This window comes from Thalassococcus sp. S3, from assembly GCF_004216475.1.
Classification (GTDB): domain Bacteria; phylum Pseudomonadota; class Alphaproteobacteria; order Rhodobacterales; family Rhodobacteraceae.
Map to the genome: position 1 here is coordinate 3,490,044 of NZ_CP022303.1, position 17,979 is coordinate 3,508,022.

The following is a 17,979-nucleotide window of genomic DNA, read 5'->3' on the forward strand; positions in this document are numbered from 1 at the left end:
ATGATGACCACGCTCGGCGCCCGGATGATGGAGATTGACGAGGGAAAGGTGGCAATCGAAGCGGCTATCGGCAGCCAGGTTCTGCAACAACATGGCGCGGCCCATGCGGGGTTGGCCTTTTCCATTGGCGACAGCGCCGCGGGTTATGCGGCATTGACGGTCTTACCGCCCGATCAGGAGGTTGTGACAGCCGAGATAAAGGTCAATTTCCTCGCCCCGGCCAGGGGCGACATGCTCCGCGCAACGGGCCACGTCATCAAACCGGGGCGCAGACTTGTCATCGTCACGGCAGAGGTGCACGCCATAGCCGGCGATCAGGAAACACTGATCGCCCTCATGCAGGGCACGATGGTCCCGGTGGCCCCTTAAGCGGTCAGGCCCTGCGGCTCGGGCAAATCGTTGGCCCGGCAGGTCGCGGTCAGGGTGTTGGCGAGCAGGCACGCGATGGTCATCGGCCCCACACCGCCCGGCACGGGCGTAATGGCGCCAGCGACAGAAGCACAGCTTTCGAAATGCACGTCGCCCACAAGGCGGGTCTTGCCCTCACCCTTTTCCGGCGCGTCGATGCGGTTGATGCCCACGTCGATCACCGTGGCCCCCGGTTTGATCCAGTCGCCCGGCACCATCTCAGGCCGACCCACGGCGGCAACGACGATATCGGCACGGCGCACCACGTCGGGCAGATCTTTGGTGCGGGAGTGGGCGATGGTCACCGTGCAGCTATCGCCCAGCAAAAGCTGTGCCATCGGCTTGCCCACGATGTTGGAGCGTCCGATCACCACCGCGTCCATGCCCGACAGAGAGCCGTGATGATCGCGCAGCATCATCAGGCAGCCCAGTGGCGTGCAAGGCACCATGCTTTTCTGACCCGTGCCCAGAAGACCGACATTGGAGATATGAAAGCCGTCCACATCCTTGGCCGGGTCAATCGAATTGATCACGAGGTCTTCGTTCAGATGCCCCGGCAGCGGCAGCTGCACCAGGATGCCATGCACCGCCGGATCGTTGTTCAGCTGGTCGATCAGCGCCAGCAGGTCGGCTTCGGACGTATCGGCCTCCAGCTTGTGCTCGTAGGAATTCATCCCCACTTCGACCGTCTGCTTGCCCTTCGAGCGGACATAGACCTGGCTCGCCGGGTCCTCCCCCACCAGTACGACGGCCAGACCGGGGGTGATCCCATGATCCGCCTTCAGCGTGGCAACGTGTTCGGCGACCTGCGCGCGGACTTTCGCGGCAAAGGCCTTGCCGTCGATCAGGGTGGCGGTCATGGGCTCTTCTCCTTCCGTGGCGGGGTTCAGGACCCCAAATGCTGTTCTTCGCGCGCGATGGACCAGTCGATCATCGCCCGCCAGATCGTCTCGGCAAGGTCGGCGTCAAACCCGGCCTCACCCGCCGTGGTGCGGACGCGAGACACCACCTCCTCCACCCGCGCGGGGATGTTGGCGGGCAGGCCATTCTCCCGTTTCAGCTCCGCAGCGCGGTCGATATAGCGGGCGCGTTGGGCAAGTTTGGCAACGATCTCGCGATCCAATTCGTCGATGGCCGCGCGCAGCTCGGCCATGTTGGTGCAATCTTGAGGGGCGCGCATGTCAGGTCTCCTTGATATGTTGGCCCTGACCTAATCAGCGCGCCGCCCCGATGGAATGCGTCAGAAGAGGCCCTCGATCTGCCCTTCGTCGTTGAGCCGGATGTTCTCGGCGGACGGCACGCGCGGCAGGCCCGGCATGGTCATGATCTCACCGCAGACCACGACAACGAAACCAGCGCCCGCGCTCAGCCGCACCTCGCGGACAGGCACCGAGTGGCCGGTGGGCGCGCCGCGCAGGTTCGGGTCGGTCGAGAAGGAGTATTGCGTCTTTGCCATGCAGACCGGCAGACTGCCATACCCCTGCTCTTCCCAAAGTTTCAGTTGATCGCGAATCTTCTGGTCGGCCAAAACCTCATCGGCGCGGTAGATGCGCTTGGCAATGGTTTCGATCTTCTCGAAAAGGCTCATGTCATCGGGATAGATCGGTGAGAAGTTTGCCGTGCCCGCATCTGCCAGCTCCGCCACCTTGGTCGCCAGATCGGCGGAGCCTTCTGAGCCCAGCTCCCAATGACGCGAGAGCACCGCTTCGGCACCCTGCTCGGCGACATAGGCCTTTACCGCGTCGATCTCCGCATCTGTGTCGGTGACGAAGTGGTTGATCGCCACGACGACCGGTACACCGAAGGATTTGAGGTTCTCGATATGGCGGCCCAGGTTCGGGCAGCCCGCCTTGACGGCCTCCACGTTCTCTGCCCCCAGATCGGCCTTGGCCACACCGCCATTCATCTTCATCGCGCGGACGGTGGCCACGCAGACCACCACTGACGGGGCGAGGCCCGCTTTGCGGCACTTGATGTTCATGAATTTCTCGGCGCCAAGGTCCGCGCCAAAGCCCGCTTCGGTCACCACATAATCGGCCAGTTTCAGCGCCGTGGTCGTTGCAATGACGGAGTTACAGCCATGGGCGATGTTGGCGAACGGCCCGCCATGGACGAAGGCGGGGTTGTTCTCCAGCGTCTGCACGAGGTTCGGCTGCATCGCATCCTTCAGCAGCACGGTCATCGCACCATCGGCCTTGATGTCGCGCGCAAAAACCGGGGAGCGGTCGCGGCGATAGGCGACGATCATATCGCCGAGGCGCTTCTGAAGATCCTGCAGATCCTTGGCAAGACACAGGATCGCCATCACTTCGGAGGCCACGGTGATGTCGAACCCGGCCTCACGCGGGAAGCCGTTGGCCACACCACCCAGCGATGCCGTGATCTGCCGCAGGGCGCGGTCGTTCATGTCCACGACGCGGCGCCAGGTAACGCGGCGCACGTCGATCTCAAGCTCGTTGCCCCAGTAGATGTGGTTGTCGATCATCGCCGACAGCAGCGAATGCGCACTGGTAATCGCATGGAAGTCGCCGGTGAAATGAAGATTCATCTCCTCCATCGGCACGACCTGCGCATAGCCTCCCCCAGCCGCGCCCCCCTTCATGCCGAAGTTCGGACCCAGGGACGCTTCGCGGATACACACGCAGGCGTTCTTGCCGATGCGGTTCAGACCGTCGCCCAGACCCACGGTCGTCGTGGTCTTGCCCTCGCCCGCCGGGGTCGGGTTGATGGCGGTGACCAGGATCAGCTTGCCGTCTTCACGGTCCTGCACCGAATTGATGAAGGATTGCGAGACCTTGGCCTTGTCATGGCCGTAAGGCAGCAGATCGTCGCTGCCGATACCCAGCTTTGCGCCGATCTCCTGAATAGGCTGTTTCGACGCTTCGCGCGCGATTTCGATGTCGGTCTTATATGCCATGGCCCGGTCCTGAATAAGAGTTCCTCGTCTCGGCGCGCAGGAACGCCGCCGAACATGCGCCAAGGCTTAGACGCAGCGTCATTGCCGCACGAGGAGGATTCCGACATTTTCCGACCGCGAAGCGGCGCCGAAATGGGTCATCGTTTCGGATCGGAAACGGTGCGTTCGGTTGCGCGGCGGCGCGTCACTGTCGGCGCGCCATCAGCCTTCGGGTGCCCAGGCGGGTTGATCAGGGATGAAGAGGCGCAGTTTGTCGCCGACGGAGATGGTCCCTTCGCGCTCCACCCAGGCGGTTACACCACGCCGGTCCTTGGCCGCCGCCTTGAAGCCGGTGCCGTGACCGGGGCTCTCCTGCTCGATCTCCCGGCCCGGCAGCACGCAGGGACGGTTTTCGGTGTCGATGGTCAGCGTCGCGCCGGACGGAGCCTGCAGACGGGAGGCAGGCGGCACATGGGTGAAGTCAGGAATGCCCCGCACGATAAGCGATGCCCCGACAAGGCCGGGATCAAGCGCGCCCAGGTCGATATCCTCAGCAATAGCGTCCATCTCTTCCTGAGAGAGGACGGAAAGCTGGCGCACATTCCGGATTTCGGTGCCTTGCGGATAGAGGTTCTTCATCCGCACGCAGGACGGGCGCAGCGCGCCCTCGTGCCGCTCCCCTGCCACGCCATCAAAGGTCAGATCCAGCGCCTCGCGTGGCTCGGCCCGCAGGTTGCCCGTTTCGGCGGGCACGCAGCCTAGCCAGACGATCTCTCCGACGTAGTCGACCTCTTTCATGGTGGGCATGGCCATCTCCTTTTGCTGCCCTTGGAGTAGACCGGGGTGAGGCCCGATACAAGAAAGGCCCGGAACATGTCCGGGCCTTTCGGGATCACATCTTGTGTCGGTCTGTTAACCAGCCGGCTCCGGTTCCATCCCGCCTTCGGGCGGCAGCTTCTTGGGCTTGGTCTTGGGAATGGCCGTCACGCTGGGCGCGTTACCCGCGTCGGAGCGGTCATCTTCGTCCTCGCCGCTGGTGGGCGGATCACCCCGCATCACGCGTTTGATCTCTTCACCGGTGAGGGTTTCGTATTCCAGAAGCCCCTGCGCCAGCCGCTCCCATTCCTCTTTCTTCTCTGTCAGGATCTCGACGGCCTGTTCATAGGCGTTGGAGATGAAGGTCTTCACTTCCTCCTCGATCAACTCCTTGGTGTGCGCGGAGACCGAAAAACCGGGCGTCTGGCCGTTATAGCCCTCATGCGCTTCGGCATAGTCGATATTGCCCACCTTGTCCGACATCCCCCAGCGCAACACCATGGCGCGTGCGAGGGCAGAGGCTTGCTGGATATCGCCCGCCGGACCGTTCGAGACATTGCCTTCGCCGTATTTGAGGATCTCGGCCGCCTTGCCGGCCATCGTCATCGCAAGCTTCTGCTCGCATTCCGACTTGTGCCAGTTCAGACGGTCTATCTCCGGCAGTGACACCACCATGCCCAGCGCGCCGCCGCGCGGGATGATCGTGGCCTTGTAGACCGGATCGCATTCGGGCAGCGCAAGCCCCACGACAGCGTGGCCCGCCTCGTGATAGGCTGTCTTCTCTTTCTGCTCCGCCGTCAGGACCATGGATCGCCGCTCGGCGCCCATCATGACCTTATCCTTGGCGTTCTCGAAGTCTTCCATCGTGACAAAGCGCCGACCCACACGGGCCGCCATCAGTGCGGCTTCGTTCACCAGGTTGGCGAGATCCGCACCGGAAAAGCCCGGCGTGCCGCGTGCGATGATCCGGAGGTCGACATCAGGACCCAGCGGGGTCTTGCGGGCGTGCACGCCCAGGATCTTCTCGCGCCCCTTGATATCCGGATTACCCACGGTGACCTGGCGGTCAAACCGGCCCGGCCGCAGCAGCGCAGGGTCCAGAACGTCTTTACGGTTGGTCGCGGCGAGGATGATGACGCCCTCATTGGCCTCAAAGCCGTCCATTTCGACCAGAAGCTGGTTCAAGGTCTGCTCACGCTCGTCATTGCCCCCGCCATAGCCGGCACCCCGGTGACGACCCACCGCATCGATCTCGTCGATGAACACAATACAGGGCGCGTTCTTCTTGGCCTGTTCGAACATGTCACGCACACGGCTTGCGCCGACACCCACGAACATTTCAACAAAGTCCGACCCCGAGATGGTGAAGAAGGGCACACCCGCCTCACCCGCAATCGCGCGCGCCAGGAGCGTCTTACCCGTGCCCGGAGGCCCCACCAGCAGCGCGCCTTTTGGGATCTTTCCGCCGAGACGCGAGAATTTCTGCGGGTTGCGCAGGAATTCCACGATCTCTTCAAGCTCTTCCTTGGCCTCATCAATGCCAGCCACATCGTCAAACGTCACGCGACCATGCTTTTCAGTCAGCATCTTGGCCTTGGACTTACCAAAGCCCATCGCGCCGCCTTTGCCACCGCCCTGCATGCGGTTCATGAAATAGATCCACACACCGATCAAAAGCAGGAAGGGCAGAAGCGAGATGATAAAGGTCTGGAAGCCCGATTGCTGTTGCTGCTCGGCCCGGATCGGCACCTCGGCATTGATCAGAAGCTGGGTGATTTCAGCATCTTCCGGCTTGATGGTCACATAGTCCTGCCCATCCGCACCTCGAAAACGCACCCGTTCTCCATCGAGGGTCGCTTGAGTGACCTCTCCATTCTGGACAGAACGGACAAATTCGGAATAGCTGATTTCGCGGCTTTGAAGGGTACTTCCGGACCCGCTGAACAGGTTGAAAAGCGCCAGGATCAGCAAAAACAAAACAACCCAGAACGCTATATTGCGTGCATTGCCCAAGGACATTCTCCTACACAATCCAGCGTCGGAAACGCCCAACGCCGGTTTGCACTATAAGATAGACAGGAACGCGTTTTGTTCAATGCGATAATAGTGCCGCGAAAAAACCCTCATCTCCGTCAACCAGTGCCGCCTGCCACTGAGTGTTGTGTCTCGCGAGGGGCGCTGCCACGAGCGTATCGCCCTGCCAGACGGAGGGGGAAGCGGTCAATGACGCGTAGGGGCGACCTGTCTCGCGCCACGTTTCGCATTGCCCGAGGCCATCACGACCGAGCGGTCGGATCTCCATCCCCGCCCCGGCAATCCCGAAAAGACGCCAGCGCCGGTCCCATATCTCCCCAACGGGCGCGACCGTATCTTTCACAGCATTGAGCTCTCGGAAGATCCAGATCTGGCCCTTGTGCCGCGCCACACGGCATCCCTGCAGCGTGATCGATCGTCCGGCCTTGATCGCCTCTAGAACATCCGCGACGGCCGCACGTCTTGGTGGATAATCGCTCCCGGTGATCCAGCGGATTGCGCAAATGATAAGCTGTCTGCCCACCTCATCGGGGAGAATTCGAAACCCCCGCAAATCCAGCACGACATCGCCGCCGTCGATATGGGCGATCTCACGTGCGGACATGAACGCATACCAATCCAGCGTTTCGCGAGCCTTTCCCATATTAGCCGCCACCTGCGCGAGGGTTTCGACATCGATGCCAAGCGGTGAAAGCTGTGCCAGTGCCTTGCGGATCCTGACCCTGTCAAAGCGATCATCTTCATTTGACGGATCTTCGGCCCAGGTCACGTTTCGTGCCCTGAGAAAGCTGCGCAGACGCTCCCTTCTTATACCCAGCAGGGGCCGCATGATCGTGACGCCATGCAAGCTGCGTTGCGCCGGCATCGCCGACAGTCCGTGCACGCCTGATGCCCGCGACAGCCGCATCAACACCGTCTCGGCCTGATCGTCCGCCGTGTGTCCAAGGGCGAGAACCTCGATCCCATGGCTCTTGGCCCAGTTTGTCAAAAGTCGGTATCGCGCCCGACGCGCCTGATCCTGCAGATTGCCTTTCAGCTCGGCCATCTCCCAACTCAGCGTCTGATGGGGCAGCCCAAGTTGCAGTGCCTGGGTCTCGACCAGCTTGGCTTCTTCCACGGCTTCCGGACGCAGGTTGTGATTGACCGTCGCCACATGAAGATCCACGTCTTCGTGGGCAAAGCAAACCGCCAACGCATGCATCAACGCGATCGAGTCCCCCCCACCGGAGACGGCAATTCCGATCTTTGCAGGTGGGGAGGCGTGAAACTGAGCCCGCACCGCGCCTGGAATATCGGCGGGATCGTCACTCAACTGCAGCCCAGCGTGGCCATCTCTTTTTGTGCGTTGGCGACAGCGGGGGTGTTTGGATATCTCACCGGCACCTCGCCAAGTGTCACGCAAGCCTCTTGTGTCTTACCAAGCTTTCCAAGTGCGGTGCCCAAGGCGACAACCGCTTCGGGCGCCGAAGGTCCTGTGGGATTGGTGGTATAGCTTTCAAGAAAGGCGCGCGCCGCTTCGCGCGTGTCCCCCAGCCCGTTCAGCGCAGTCCCGCGCTGCAAAGACGCCTGGGCCGCGAGAGGGCTACCGGGATAAGACTGGTTGAAGGTCGCGAATTTTTCCGCCGCTTCCTTGAATTGACCCGCTTCCAGCGCCGCCTTGGCCGCGTTGAAATCCGCTTCTTCTCCCAGTGCGAGCTCTCCGGTCTGAGACTGCGATGTCGAAGCGGGTGGGGCCGCCGGGGTCGGGTTTGCCGGTGCGTCTCCGCCAAGCGTGGTGGTTTCGGAAAGCTGGCTTACATCGCCGCCCTCCAGTTCGACCAGCCGAAATTCCAGATCTCCGATCCGGTTGGTCCCGTCACGTACGACGCTTTCGACCCGAAACTCCAGCTCTTCGGTGCGTGCCGTCAGACGTTGCAATTCACTTTCGATAGACGTCACACGATCCAGAACCGAACCGCCCGTGACGGCCACGCCAGGCGCTCCGGTCGTCGACAGCTCCCGTTTCAACCTTTGGATCTCGACGAACAGAACATTCAGCTCCTGCCGGATATCGGCGAGCGTCTGTTGATCCTGTGCCTGCACGGGAACGGCGATGCCCAAAAGGCAGATCGAAAGCGAGGCAGCCCTGAGCCAACGCATGTCAGTTACCCCGTCAGACCAGCGGCGAGAACCGTAACGGCCCTGCGGTTTTTGGCATAACACGATTCCTCACTGCAAATCTCGATTGGCCGTTCCTTGCCATAGCTCAACGTCTTGATGCGGCTCCCGGGTACGCCGCGGGACACAAGATATTCGCGCACCGCATTCGCGCGGCGGGCCCCCAGCGCAAGGTTATACTCCCGCGTCCCCTGCTCATCGGCATGCCCCTCGATGGTCGCGGTAAAATCGCTGTTTGTGGTCAGCCAATTGGCCTGAGCATCAAGCGTCGCGCGCCCTTCTGCCGTCAGCGTGGACTGATCAACCGCAAAGAGCACCCGATCACCGACGGCCTGCTGAAAGTAGGCCGCAGAGGTCGGATCGCTCGCCGATCCCGGCACGATCTGCCCCGCGCCGCCCGCGGCACCGGACCCGCCGAGCGCAGTATCATCGTCAAATCGCGCGGCGTTGCTGCACGCCCCAAGGATCACGATGGACCCCATACATAAAAACTTCCCGAGAGATGTCATGCCGATTGCCTCACCAAACCGTTCTTGTTTTCTATCTTGTATCACAGCACATGCGCCTTGTGAACGCACCGTCAGTTCTGCAGCGGGGACCAGGCCGGGTCGGATGCACCGTCAGGCGTGCGCACGGGTCTGAGGTTCCGGCCCGAGATATCGACGGTGTAAAGCGAAACGCTTCCCGTTGCCCCTCGTGTCTCTCGCGCGAACATGATGACACGCCCGTTGGGCGCCCAGGTTGGTCCCTCGTCCAGGAAAGACGCGGTCAAAAGCCGCTCTTCCGAGCCGTCGGTGCGCATCACGCCAATATGAAAACGTCCATTATTCTGCTTGGTAAACGCGATCAGATCGCCCCGGGGCGACCAGACGGGCGTTCCGTACCGGCCCTGCCCGAAGCTGATGCGCCGGGCTTCGCCACCGCTGGCGGACATGACATAGAGTTGCTGGGTGCCCGACCGGTCGCTTTCGAAAACGATCTGCCGCCCATCCGGGGAGAAGCTGGGCGCGGTTTCGATTGAGGGCGCGGTGGTCAACCGCTGCCGCTGTCCATTTGCGATGTTCATCGTGTAGATATCGGTATTGCCACCCTGGGTGACCGAAAAGACCACCGTGTTGCCGTCCGGCGCAAAGCGCGGCGCAAAGCTCATCGAGCCCGCCTGATCGTCCAGAACCCGTCGCTGGACACGGCCGATATCAAGCACGTAAATCCGGGGCGATCCGGTTTCGTAACTGGTATAGAGCACCCGGTCACCTGTGGGTGAAAACCGCGGAGCCAGCACGATGGAGCTGCTGTCGGTCAGGTATTGAACGTTCGCGCCGTCATAATCCATCACCGCGAGACGCTTGCGCCGATCATTCTTAGGGCCGCTCTCTGACACGAAGACGACACGGCTGTCGAAATAGCCCCCTTCGCCCGTGATGCGGCTGTAAACCGCGTCGGCCACTTTATGCGCCATACGCCGCCATCCATCGACCGGTCCGGCGAATTGCAGACCATCGCCCAACTCTGCGCCGGAGAAGACGTCATAAACCCGGAACTTCACAACAAGCTGGCTGCCGGAGACGCTGACCGCGCCGGTAATCAGCGCCTGCGCATTGATGGCCTTCCAGTCGGCGTATTGCACCGGCGCCGAGAAGTTGGCCACCTGCGAAATAAAGGCGGTCGCCGGGATCTCGCGGAAAAGACCCGTGCCGCTGAGATCGGCAGCCACCACACGGGCGAGCTGCGACGAGTATTCCGCCGCAGCTCCGTTTTCGGCCACGAAATCTGGCACCGCGAAGGGCAACGGCTCGATCACACCTTCGGTAATCTCAATCCGCAAGGGACCCTGTTGTGCCATTGCAGGCGGGGCCAGAACACAGAAACTCAAAAGGAGGCTCGCTAGATAACGCATCATCTGATCCTCATACTCTCCGGATTGAATGTCATTTCAATATCACGCCAATGATCGAATTTTTCGGCGGGAAGGTCGTAACCGTCCCCTCCGCAGCGGATAATTGCGCGCCGGGCGGCCTCGAATGCCTGTCTTGCCGCCGTTTCAGAGCCACCGCTATGCGAAAGCTTGCGGATGGAGGAGACGACCGGGCGCGCATCCGCCGACATTGAGACGGCCACGACAACAGTGGTGGCCAGGGCCTCTGACGATAGCGAGCCGACATTCCAGCAATTCGACACAGCGACCCGCAGCGCGTCACGTTCCCCCGAAGAGAGCGGTGGGCCGGACGGCGCGGCATTGCCGGCCGCTTCACCTGACGGTTCTGCCTCGCCCAGCGCCTCGGCCAGCGCGGCGTTAACCGCGTCCGACGTGTCGACCTGCGCGGGCTCTTCCGCTTGTGGCTCTGCACTTTCCTGGGGTTGCGGCTCTGTCTCGGCAACGCGTTCCGGGCGCGCCGGACGCTGGGGCGGTCGTACCGACTGCGTCGGCGCAAGATCAGCCGGTTCTTCGGCTTCGGTCACGATTTCGGTCGTGGCTTCTTCGGGTGCCGTCGCTTCCTGTGGCTCTTGCGTCACCTCGGCGCCCTCCTCCGGCTCGACCGCGTCTTGAGCGACCTCATCCGGCGCCGCTTCGGGCGGAGGGGCCGCGACAGGGCGTGGCGCCACCCGCTCCGCAGGACGGGGCCGCGGACGCAGCGCGCTTGGCGGGACAACAACCGCGACTTCTTCCGAAGGCGGCTCGATGACGGGCGCGGTCTCTGTCACCTCTGCCTGTGGCAACGGGTCGGGCTGCACGATTTCGGGAACCGGCTGCGGCTCCGGCGCCGGTGCGGGCGCAGGCTGACTGGTGTCCGGCGCAGTGTCAGGCGCCGCCGTGACCTCCGGCGTTTGAGGTTCAGCCTCCGGCTGGGTCAACACGCTCGGCTCCTCCACAGTTTGGGGAGCTTGCTCCGGCGCGGTCAGGGCGGCGAACTCTTCGCTGGAAATCACCGAAACCTCCGTCACCTGCATAGGAAGCGGTTCGGCATTGAAAACTCCGCCGAAAAGGGCCCATCCGATGAGGGCAACGTGGCCTATGCCCGAGATATAGGTGCCGGTCTGCAAACCGGGGCCTCACCCATCCGTCTCGGAAAAGGTCGGGCCACCGATATCGGTGACCAGGCCGATGTTCGAAAAGCCGCCCGCGTTAAGCGCCCCCATGACCTGCATGACAACATCATAGGACACCGCGCCATCGGCCCTGAGAAACACCTGATCCGAACTGCGTTCTGCCGCGATTGCGCGCAGCTTGGGTATCAATTCTTCCCTCGCTGTATCGGTGGTCTGGATCTGCACGCTGCCGTTGGACGTGATGGTCACGGTCAGCGGCTCTTCCTGATCACCCGGCAGCGCACCCGCAGCCGTTTTCGGCAGCTCCACCGGCACACCCACCGTCAGAAGCGGCGCCGCGACCATGAAAATGATCAAGAGCACCATCATCACATCCACGAACGGCGTGACGTTGATCTCGGACATCGGACGCGCCCGCCGACGACCGCGTCGCCGCCGTCCGCCGCCGACTTCGGCCTGGTTGACCCCGCCCCCCATGCGTCAGCTATCCAGTTGCCGCGACAGAATGGTCGCGAACTCGTCCGCAAAGGCTTCGTAACCTGCAACGATACGATCGCTGTCCGCGCTGAGCTTGTTGTAGAACACAACCGCCGGGATCGCGGCCAAGAGGCCCAGCCCCGTGGCCAGCAGCGCCTCGGCAATGCCCGGCGCAACGACGGCAAGGTTGGTATTCTGCTGTTCCGCAATCTCGATAAAGGCATTCATGATGCCCCAAACCGTCCCAAAAAGCCCAACGAATGGCGCGGTGGATCCGACCGTCGCCAGAATGGGCAGACCCTTTTGCAATTCCTCGGCTTCCTTGTTGATGGCCACATCCATCGACCGGTCGATCCGCGCCTGCGCCCCCGCGATCAATCCGCCATCGTTGCGGTGTGACCGGCGCCATTCCGTCATCCCGGCGGCGAATATCTTTTCCGAGGATCCGTCGGGCTGCGATCCGATTTTTTCGAAAAGGCCGTCGAGCGGTTCACCCGACCAGAATTGACGATCAAACACCGACGCTTCCCGCCGGGCCGAGCGATAGACGATCATCTTCTGAATGATGATCGCCCAAGCCCAGAACGAGGCGAGGATGAGCATGATCATCACCACTTTTACCGTAATCGTCGCACGCGCGAAAAGGCCCCACATGGAGAAGTCAATCTCCTGCGCCATGGCCAGAGTCTCTGCTTCCATCTGCCTGCTCTTTATCCTGACTGACCGTTTTCCGGCCTTGTTTGCAGGCAGATTAGCCGGTTTTTAAGGGCATTGCCAACACAACCGCGTGTGTGGGCGAAATGTTACGAAGAAAGTGCGCGAATAGCTGCTGGAAGCCGCACAGGCACCCCTTTGTCGTTCATGCAAACGGCGGTGACCACCGCGCGAAAGATTACATCCTCACCGCGCCATACGACCTGGTCCATCACCAGACGTGCCCCTGTGATGCTGCTGGCGACGGTCTCAACCTCCAGAAGGTCCTCGAACTTCGCGGTGGCGATGTATTCGGCATCGATTTTGCGCACCACGAAGACGACACCGTCGTCACGCATCTGGTTCTGGTCGATCCCAAGCTGCCGCACCCAGTCGCTGCGGGCGCGCTCGATATAGCGTAGGTAATTCGCGTGATACACGATGCCGCCCATATCCGTGTCTTCGTAGTAGACACGCACGGGATAACGATGGGTCATTGCAAGCGCTCCATCCGGGCTGTCAGCCTCAGCGCATGTGAAGCATCCCGCGCATGGGACGGCAAGACCGGATCGTAGGCCGCGCGGATCAGCGCCGCGATGTCGGGGCGCAAAATGGTCTTGTCGTCAAGAACCGCGAGCAGGGACCGGTCACGGAAGGCCAGATCCGACCAAAGAAGGATCGTCTGGACGACCTGGCTTAACGCAAGCGTTTCGGCCGACACGGCGCTCAGGTGTTCATCCATCCTCAGAAAGACGAAAGCGGCCCGAATGGCCCCGGCTTCGTCGAACCGAAAGATCCGGTACTGATTGGCACCTGCATCCTCCAGCCTCGCCACCAGCGGCCCCAGATCGGGGATCAGCCGATCCAGATCGGGAATGCCCAGCAGCTCCTGCCAGTCGCGAAAGAAAAAGAACATCGCATTGCTGCCCAACTCTGGGTCCGTCTCGGTCATCTGGTGTCCCGCCAGGGTCACCACCGCCTCAATCGCGCCCTTCATGACGGAAAGCGTCTGATCCTCGACCCCGAACACGACAGGTGCCAGCGGTCTCCCCCAACGGGCGAAGACGAATTCGCCCCCTTCTCGCGTAAAGAGCGTCTCAATCTCGTCAGGGGTCACCGCGCCCTCCTTCATCTTGCCAAATAAACTCCCGCCGGAGGCGCAGGTCTCATCCAAAAAGATCACTTTGCCCCTTGGGCGCGGGCAGGCCCAGATGATCCCAAGCTTTTTGGGCCAGCATCCGGCCACGCGGGGTGCGCTGGATCAGGCCTTGCTGCAAAAGATATGGCTCGATCACTTCCTCAAGCGCGTCCCGGCTTTCCGACAGGGCCGCCGAAAGCGTCTCGATCCCCACCGGGCCGCCGGCATAATTCTCGGCAATCAGCGCGAGATACCGCCGGTCAGCCCCGTCGAGCCCCAGATGATCGACGCCAAGCCTTGTCAGGGCGCGATCCGCCAAGGCCTGGGTAATCGTTCCATCCCCTTCGACCACCGCAAAATCCACGACGCGCCGCAGCAGTCGCCCCGCGATCCTGGGTGTCCCGCGGGCGCGGCGCGCGATCTCACGCGCGCCAGCCTCGTCCGCCGGGGCGCCCATCTTGCGGGCATTGCGGGTCACGATCTCGTGCAATTCGTCCACGGTATAAAAGTGGAGCCGCGTCGGAATGCCAAAACGGTCCCGCAGTGGGGTTGTAAGCAGCCCCATCCGGGTAGTGGCCCCGACCAGGGTGAAGGGCTGCAGTTCGATCCGCACCGTGCGAGCAGCCGGACCTTCCCCGATCACCAGATCCAGCTCGAAATCCTCCAAAGCGGGATAAAGCACCTCTTCCACTGCGGGGTTCAATCGGTGGATCTCATCAATGAAGAGGACATCACGCGCTTCGAGATTGGTCAAAATCGCCGCCAGATCGCCGGCCTTGGCCAAAACGGGTCCGGAGGTCATGCGGAAATTCACGCCCAATTCGCGGGCGACGATCTGGGCGAGGGTCGTTTTGCCCAGGCCTGGCGGTCCATGAAACAGCGTGTGATCCATCGCCTCGCCGCGCTGGCGCGCCGATTGGATGAAAACGCTCAGATTTGCGCGAGCATCGGCCTGACCGATAAAGGCATCCAGCGTCTGCGGACGCAACGCGCGGTCCGCATCCTCTGCAAGGGCTTCGGGCCGAAGGACCGGATCAATATCACTCATCCCGAAACGCTTTCTAAGATCAGGGGCCAGGGAAGAGGCGGAAGGGCAATCATTGTGCCGGCGCCAGAAGTTTCAAGGCCGCCCGGATCAGCGTCTGGGTATCCGCATCCGGCGTTGCCCCGGCCGCTTCCGCCACTGCGGCGGCGGCCTCGCTTGGTCCGTAGCCAAGATTGCCCAGGGCCGAAAGCGCGTCTGCCTGTGCCGAGGGCGATATCGGCGTGGCGGAACCCGCTGTCTTTACGTCAATCACCGCATCGGAGTCAGTGTCGGGATCGGTCGCCGGGCGGGTCACCTCGCCGCCCATGGCCATGACGCTGGGCGCCTTGTCTTTCAGGTCCAGCACGATCCGCTGCGCGATCTTTGGCCCGATGCCCTTCGCCGCCTTCACCGACGTCCAATCCCCCAGCGCGATTGCCCGCCCCACGCCATCGGGCCCCAAGGCCCCGAGAATGGCGAGCGACGCCTTGGCTCCAACGCCCTGCACGGACATCAGCAGGCGGTGCCACTCTTTCTCCATGAGGCTCGGAAATCCGAAGAGCTGCATCAGATCTTCACGCACGACCAGATCGGTATAGAGCGAAACGGCCTCACCCGCGCCGGGAAGTCCTGCCATCGTGCGCTCCGAACAATAGACAAGATACCCCACACCGCGCACATCAATCAGAACGTGGTCCTGCGCGCGATACGCCAGAACACCGCTGAGCCGTCCGATCATACGCTCACCTTGCTGCGCGTTGCGCGATCAAGTCGACGTGCGGCGCCGGTATGAAAGGCGTGACAGATCGCGATTGCAAGGGCATCCGCTGCATCGGGACCGGCAAGGTCGACGCCGGGCAATTGCAGCTTCACCATATGCGCCACCTGCTGCTTTGCCGCATGCCCGACCCCAACGACAGTCTTCTTTATGCGATTGGGCGCATATTCCCCGACGCTCAGACCGGCCTGCGCGGGCACCAGCAGAGCAATCCCACGCGCCTGCCCCAACTTCAGCGTTCCGGCGCCGTCCTTGTTGACAAAGGTTTGCTCAACCGCCGCTGCATCCGGGCTGAATTGCTTGAAGATGTCGGTCAGTTGATCGTGAAGGGCAAGCAGGCGATCAGAAAGGGCTCCGGCCCCCGTGGTGCAGGCCCCATTTGCGACATGCCGCATCCGGCCGGACTGCCAGTCGATGATACCCCAGCCCATGCTGTTCAAGCCCGGATCGATACCGATTATCCGCATGCTGAATATCCAACTGCCCGAATTGTTGCTTTTTTGATGCAGTAGCACGAAACGCGAACACCTGCCAAGTCATTCGATACGGCAAGACAAAAACGACACCACCTATTTCATGCGCGACACTCCCGTCGTGAACGGGGCGAAAACAGCACAAAAACGACCAAGCTCGATGTCGATTTTATTATACTTGTCAGAGCTTTAAGCGCCAATCCGACCTATGCACGCCTTGCATATGACACATGCGTTTTTGATCTCTTGCGCCCAGAAAATCGGCAGCCTATCTGCCGCTTCAGAGAGAAAAAAAGCACCCGAAACTCTATTGGAAGGATTGATGATATGGCTGCATTTGACACCTCCCGCACCACCTATGGCTCCGATCGCCTTGCCGGCCGTATCGGGACCTTTTTTGCATCTTTGATCGGCGCCGTGGCGGCGTGGAACGACGCCCGCGTGACACGGAATTCGCTGGCGAAATTGTCGGATCGCGAACTGGAAGACATCGGTCTCGTTCGCGGTGACATCGACGCTGTTGCCGAAGGCAAAACCGTCTACTGAACCGCTCCTGCGATTACCGATCTCTGACAGAAAACGCCGCGCAGGTCACGACACCTGCGCGGCGTTTTTACTCGTTACGCCATAACTCTGCCTGTTACGTCACTTTGAAAAAGGGCCCGACCGCGCCCTAGCGCAGGATCGGGCCGATATGGTCCGCAAGATACCGGGTCGCGGGATCGACCTGCATGACCCATGCACCGCCTTGCTCGACGAATGTGCCGTCTTTGAGCGTTGCAAGACGATCCTCGTAGGCCACGTCACCAAGGGACGCGACAAGAAAGGCCTTGAAAGCGAAGAAGGCGAAAACAAAAAGCACCAGCGATGGCAGCGATACACCTGACCGTTTCCGTTTGGGGCGGAAAACGATCAGCCCATCCGCACGCATGCGCGGGCTGTACCCGTTCGACATTGCTTGGTGTTTGCGCGCCAACTGGCGCAGACGCTTGTTAAAGTGGAGATGGTCCAGGACCATGGCAGCCTCCGTTTACACTGGCCCCCACCAGCGGATGTGTCTGGTATGCGCCTGAATTGTGGCAAAACTGGGGCAGACGTCTAAAACACCGCTAAAACCTGTCTAAATCACGCCTCTTTCTGGAGTGTCAGCGTCGTCCATTCAACAATCTCCTCCCGGTGGACAAGATTGATCCCGTTTTGTGCATAAACATGAACGATTTCATCGGCTTGCTCATTCAGGATCCCGGAGAGAATCGCATAGCCGCCCGGCGTCATCGCGGCGGACATATCCGGCGAAAGGGCGATGAGCGGCCCTTTGAGGATGTTGGCGAAGACCAGATCGAAGGGCGCAGCGCGCGCGAGGTCGGGATGCGCAAAACCCGCCGCTTCGATGCACTCTACCTTGTCCTCCAACCCGTTGGCGCGGACATTGGCCTGGGCGACCTCGACCGCGACCGGGTCGATATCGCTGGCCAGCACGGGTTCGGGCCAGATCCGCGCGGCCGCCATGGCGAGCACTGCGGTGCCACACCCGATGTCGACGGTGTTCCGCGCGTGGATGCCTTGGGTGATCAGACGATCCAAGGCGCACAGACAGCCCAATGTCGTGCCGTGGTGCCCTGTGCCAAAGGCCATTGCAGCTTCGATCAGCAATGGCTGCGCACCGCCTGGCACCTTGTCGGCATCATGACTGCCGTAGACAAAGAAGCGCCCGGCCTCCACGGGGGCCAATTCACGGCGGACATGAGCGACCCAGTCGGTCTCCGGCAGTTCGGACACGGCAAAGGGTTTGGCGTCAAAAGCAGCGGCGAGGAGCGCGAGCGCGGCGGCATCCGGGGCGGCCTGAAAGTATCCGCCCACCTCCCACAGACCCGACCCGTCCTCGATCTCGAACACACCGACGCCGGTTGGCTCCGGCTCCAGACGCTCCATCGCCTCGCCCAACCTTTCGGCCTCGGTCTTGCCGGTCAATGTTGTGAGGGCCGTGAATGTGGGCATCTTCATCTCCCAAAGTTGCAGGTGGGCGCGGCGCCTGTG

General features: G+C 61.8%; 21 protein-coding genes. 2 read left to right on the plus strand and 19 right to left on the minus strand.

The annotated features are described in order from the left end of the window. Nucleotides 1-3: 3 nt before the first annotated feature. Nucleotides 4-369, plus strand: a complete 366-nt coding sequence (locus tag CFI11_RS17240; RefSeq protein ID WP_254448946.1) for a PaaI family thioesterase — start codon at nt 4-6, stop codon at nt 367-369. Here the strand turns inward: CFI11_RS17240 and folD are convergent. The 17 genes from folD to ruvC all read right to left on the minus strand — a co-directional run bounded on the left by folD (nt 366) and on the right by ruvC (nt 15,936). After that, on the minus strand, nt 366-1,268 hold the full coding sequence (folD, locus tag CFI11_RS17245; protein WP_130408137.1) for a bifunctional methylenetetrahydrofolate dehydrogenase/methenyltetrahydrofolate cyclohydrolase FolD: 903 nt from the start codon (nt 1,266-1,268) through the stop codon (nt 366-368). The genes CFI11_RS17240 and folD overlap by 4 nt on opposite strands. A gap of 26 nt (nt 1,269-1,294) precedes the next feature. Then, nucleotides 1,295-1,588 (minus strand): chorismate mutase, encoded by a 294-nt coding sequence (locus CFI11_RS17250; protein ID WP_130408139.1) that lies wholly within the window; start codon nt 1,586-1,588, stop codon nt 1,295-1,297. Between the two features lie 60 nt (nt 1,589-1,648). Then, nucleotides 1,649-3,325 carry a formate--tetrahydrofolate ligase gene (locus tag CFI11_RS17255; RefSeq protein ID WP_130408141.1) on the minus strand — a complete coding sequence of 559 codons (1,677 nt, stop codon included), beginning with the start codon at nt 3,323-3,325 and terminating at the stop codon, nt 1,649-1,651. Nucleotides 3,326-3,526: 201 nt separating this feature from the next. Beyond that, on the minus strand, nt 3,527-4,111 hold the full coding sequence (locus CFI11_RS17260; RefSeq protein ID WP_130408143.1) for an MOSC domain-containing protein: 585 nt from the start codon (nt 4,109-4,111) through the stop codon (nt 3,527-3,529). A 105-nt stretch (nt 4,112-4,216) separates the two neighbouring features. Next, entirely contained in the window at nt 4,217-6,133 is a 1,917-nt protein-coding gene (gene ftsH, locus CFI11_RS17265) for an ATP-dependent zinc metalloprotease FtsH (protein ID WP_130408145.1), read from the minus strand. A 79-nt stretch (nt 6,134-6,212) separates the two neighbouring features. Then, complete coding sequence (tilS, locus tag CFI11_RS17270; RefSeq protein WP_130408147.1) at nt 6,213-7,466, minus strand: tRNA lysidine(34) synthetase TilS; 1,254 nt, start codon at nt 7,464-7,466, stop codon at nt 6,213-6,215. After that, on the minus strand, nt 7,463-8,293 hold the full coding sequence (ybgF, locus tag CFI11_RS17275) for a tol-pal system protein YbgF (protein ID WP_130408149.1): 831 nt from the start codon (nt 8,291-8,293) through the stop codon (nt 7,463-7,465). The genes tilS and ybgF overlap by 4 nt, the downstream gene beginning before the upstream one ends. A 5-nt stretch (nt 8,294-8,298) precedes the next feature. Next, nucleotides 8,299-8,820, minus strand: coding sequence for a peptidoglycan-associated lipoprotein Pal (pal, locus tag CFI11_RS17280; RefSeq protein ID WP_130408151.1), 522 nt, complete (start codon nt 8,818-8,820; stop codon nt 8,299-8,301). A gap of 71 nt (nt 8,821-8,891) precedes the next feature. Then, nucleotides 8,892-10,211 (minus strand): Tol-Pal system beta propeller repeat protein TolB, encoded by a 1,320-nt coding sequence (tolB, locus tag CFI11_RS17285; RefSeq protein ID WP_130408153.1) that lies wholly within the window; start codon nt 10,209-10,211, stop codon nt 8,892-8,894. Continuing rightward, nucleotides 10,208-11,353 carry an energy transducer TonB gene (locus CFI11_RS17290; RefSeq protein WP_130408155.1) on the minus strand — a complete coding sequence of 382 codons (1,146 nt, stop codon included), beginning with the start codon at nt 11,351-11,353 and terminating at the stop codon, nt 10,208-10,210. Before CFI11_RS17290 ends, tolB begins: the two co-directional genes overlap by 4 nt. Nucleotides 11,354-11,362: 9 nt before the next feature. Next, nucleotides 11,363-11,836 carry a protein TolR gene (gene tolR, locus CFI11_RS17295; protein ID WP_130408157.1) on the minus strand — a complete coding sequence of 158 codons (474 nt, stop codon included), beginning with the start codon at nt 11,834-11,836 and terminating at the stop codon, nt 11,363-11,365. 3 nt (nt 11,837-11,839) lie between these two features. After that, complete coding sequence (tolQ, locus tag CFI11_RS17300; protein WP_130408159.1) at nt 11,840-12,535, minus strand: protein TolQ; 696 nt, start codon at nt 12,533-12,535, stop codon at nt 11,840-11,842. A gap of 104 nt (nt 12,536-12,639) precedes the next feature. Next, nucleotides 12,640-13,026, minus strand: a complete 387-nt coding sequence (gene ybgC, locus CFI11_RS17305) for a tol-pal system-associated acyl-CoA thioesterase (protein WP_130408161.1) — start codon at nt 13,024-13,026, stop codon at nt 12,640-12,642. After that, nucleotides 13,023-13,646, minus strand: a complete 624-nt coding sequence (locus tag CFI11_RS17310) for a hypothetical protein (RefSeq protein ID WP_254448947.1) — start codon at nt 13,644-13,646, stop codon at nt 13,023-13,025. Before CFI11_RS17310 ends, ybgC begins: the two co-directional genes overlap by 4 nt. 49 nt (nt 13,647-13,695) lie before the next feature. Beyond that, the gene (gene ruvB, locus CFI11_RS17315; RefSeq protein ID WP_130408165.1) at nt 13,696-14,715 is read right to left on the minus strand and encodes a Holliday junction branch migration DNA helicase RuvB; all 1,020 of its coding nucleotides are present in this window, start codon (nt 14,713-14,715) and stop codon (nt 13,696-13,698) included. 49 nt (nt 14,716-14,764) lie between these two features. Continuing rightward, the gene (ruvA, locus tag CFI11_RS17320) at nt 14,765-15,430 is read right to left on the minus strand and encodes a Holliday junction branch migration protein RuvA (protein ID WP_130408167.1); all 666 of its coding nucleotides are present in this window, start codon (nt 15,428-15,430) and stop codon (nt 14,765-14,767) included. Further along, complete coding sequence (gene ruvC / locus CFI11_RS17325; protein ID WP_130408168.1) at nt 15,427-15,936, minus strand: crossover junction endodeoxyribonuclease RuvC; 510 nt, start codon at nt 15,934-15,936, stop codon at nt 15,427-15,429. Before ruvC ends, ruvA begins: the two co-directional genes overlap by 4 nt. A 333-nt stretch (nt 15,937-16,269) precedes the next feature. Between ruvC and CFI11_RS17330 the strand changes: the two genes are divergently transcribed. Continuing rightward, on the plus strand, nt 16,270-16,488 hold the full coding sequence (locus tag CFI11_RS17330) for a DUF1127 domain-containing protein (protein ID WP_130408170.1): 219 nt from the start codon (nt 16,270-16,272) through the stop codon (nt 16,486-16,488). 127 nt (nt 16,489-16,615) lie between these two features. On the opposite strand, the gene CFI11_RS17335 is transcribed toward CFI11_RS17330, so the two are convergent. Further along, complete coding sequence (locus tag CFI11_RS17335; protein ID WP_130408172.1) at nt 16,616-16,960, minus strand: hypothetical protein; 345 nt, start codon at nt 16,958-16,960, stop codon at nt 16,616-16,618. A gap of 107 nt (nt 16,961-17,067) precedes the next feature. Then, nucleotides 17,068-17,940 (minus strand): 50S ribosomal protein L11 methyltransferase, encoded by an 873-nt coding sequence (locus tag CFI11_RS17340; protein ID WP_130408174.1) that lies wholly within the window; start codon nt 17,938-17,940, stop codon nt 17,068-17,070. Between the last annotated feature and the right edge of the window lie 39 nt (nt 17,941-17,979).

Bases quoted from the DNA above. Each gene is read 5' to 3' on its own strand.
- CFI11_RS17240 (WP_254448946.1), top strand. From the start codon at position 4: ATGACCACGCTCGGCGCCCGGATGATGGAGATTGACGAGGGAAAGGTG.
- folD (WP_130408137.1), bottom strand. From the start codon at position 1,268: ATGACCGCCACCCTGATCGACGGCAAGGCCTTTGCCGCGAAAGTCCGC.
- CFI11_RS17250 (WP_130408139.1), bottom strand. From the start codon at position 1,588: ATGCGCGCCCCTCAAGATTGCACCAACATGGCCGAGCTGCGCGCGGCC.
- CFI11_RS17255 (WP_130408141.1), bottom strand. From the start codon at position 3,325: ATGGCATATAAGACCGACATCGAAATCGCGCGCGAAGCGTCGAAACAG.
- CFI11_RS17260 (WP_130408143.1), bottom strand. From the start codon at position 4,111: ATGCCCACCATGAAAGAGGTCGACTACGTCGGAGAGATCGTCTGGCTA.
- ybgF (WP_130408149.1), bottom strand. From the start codon at position 8,293: ATGCGTTGGCTCAGGGCTGCCTCGCTTTCGATCTGCCTTTTGGGCATC.
- pal (WP_130408151.1), bottom strand. From the start codon at position 8,820: ATGACATCTCTCGGGAAGTTTTTATGTATGGGGTCCATCGTGATCCTT.
- tolB (WP_130408153.1), bottom strand. From the start codon at position 10,211: ATGATGCGTTATCTAGCGAGCCTCCTTTTGAGTTTCTGTGTTCTGGCC.
- tolR (WP_130408157.1), bottom strand. From the start codon at position 11,836: ATGGGGGGCGGGGTCAACCAGGCCGAAGTCGGCGGCGGACGGCGGCGA.
- tolQ (WP_130408159.1), bottom strand. From the start codon at position 12,535: ATGGAAGCAGAGACTCTGGCCATGGCGCAGGAGATTGACTTCTCCATG.
- ybgC (WP_130408161.1), bottom strand. From the start codon at position 13,026: ATGACCCATCGTTATCCCGTGCGTGTCTACTACGAAGACACGGATATG.
- ruvB (WP_130408165.1), bottom strand. From the start codon at position 14,715: ATGAGTGATATTGATCCGGTCCTTCGGCCCGAAGCCCTTGCAGAGGAT.
- ruvA (WP_130408167.1), bottom strand. From the start codon at position 15,430: ATGATCGGACGGCTCAGCGGTGTTCTGGCGTATCGCGCGCAGGACCAC.
- ruvC (WP_130408168.1), bottom strand. From the start codon at position 15,936: ATGCGGATAATCGGTATCGATCCGGGCTTGAACAGCATGGGCTGGGGT.
- CFI11_RS17330 (WP_130408170.1), top strand. From the start codon at position 16,270: ATGGCTGCATTTGACACCTCCCGCACCACCTATGGCTCCGATCGCCTT.
- CFI11_RS17335 (WP_130408172.1), bottom strand. From the start codon at position 16,960: ATGGTCCTGGACCATCTCCACTTTAACAAGCGTCTGCGCCAGTTGGCG.
- CFI11_RS17340 (WP_130408174.1), bottom strand. From the start codon at position 17,940: ATGCCCACATTCACGGCCCTCACAACATTGACCGGCAAGACCGAGGCC.